Source organism: Vibrio sinensis (assembly GCF_003605645.1).
Taxonomy (GTDB): Bacteria; Pseudomonadota; Gammaproteobacteria; order Enterobacterales; family Vibrionaceae; genus Vibrio; species Vibrio sinensis.
In genome coordinates this window covers 1-950 of sequence record NZ_QVMU01000087.1, presented here as the reverse complement: position 1 = coordinate 950, position 950 = coordinate 1, and the positions used below count along the sequence as shown (strand labels likewise).

Below are 950 nucleotides of genomic sequence, written 5' to 3'. Positions count from 1 at the left end.
CCTTTGAGCGAAATGCGGCAAAAGGAAGGAAAATCCATGGACCGACCCCATCGTCTCCACCCCGTAGGAACTACGAGATCACCCCAAGGACGCCTKCGGYATCCAGGGGTCRCGGACCGACCATAGAACCCTGATCAATACGTGGAACGCCTTAGCTGTCCGCTCKCAKGTTGGGCAGTAAGGGTCGGAGAAGGGCAATCACTCATTCTTAAAACCAGCATTCGAAAGAGTTGGGGCGGAAAAGGGGGGGAAAGCTCTCCGTTCCTGGTTCTCCTGTAGCTGGATCCTCYRGAACCACAAGAATCCTTAGTTGGAATGGGATTCCARCTCAKCACCTTTTGAGATTTTGAGAAGAGTTGCTCTTTGGAGAGCACAGTACGATGAAAGTTGTAAGCTGTGTTCGGGGGGGAGTTMTTGTCTATYGTTGGCCTYTATGGTAGAATCAGTCAGGGGCCTGAKAGGCGGTGGTTTACCCTGYGGCGGATGTCAGCGGTTCGAGTCCGCTTATCTCCAACTCGTGAACTTAGCCGATACAAAGCTATATGATAGCACMCAATTTTTCCGATTCGGCRGTTCGATCTATGATTKWTCATTCATGGACGTTGATAAGATCYWTCCATTTAGCAGCACCTTAGGATGGCATAGCCTTAAAGTTAASGGCGAGGTTCAAACGAGGAAAGGCTTACGGTGGATACCTAGGCACCCAGAGACGAGGAAGGGCGTAGYAAGCGACGAAATGCTTCGGGGAGTTGAAAATAAGCRTAGATCCGGAGATTCCCGAATAGGTYAACCTTTYGAACTGCTGCTGAATCCATGGGCMGRCAAGAGACAACCTGGCGAACTGAAACATCTTAGTAGCCAGAGGAAAAGAAAGCAAAAGCGATTCCCGTAGTAGCGGCGAGCGAAATGGGAGCAGCCTAAACCGTGAAAACGGGGTTGTGGGAGAGCAA

At 50.6% G+C, this 950-nt stretch carries 1 rRNA gene; it reads left to right on the top strand.

What is annotated here, in order from left to right:
- Window positions 1-664: 664 nt before the first annotated feature.
- A 23S ribosomal RNA gene (locus tag DZ860_RS25310) occupies window positions 665-950 on the top strand; the annotation flags it as partial.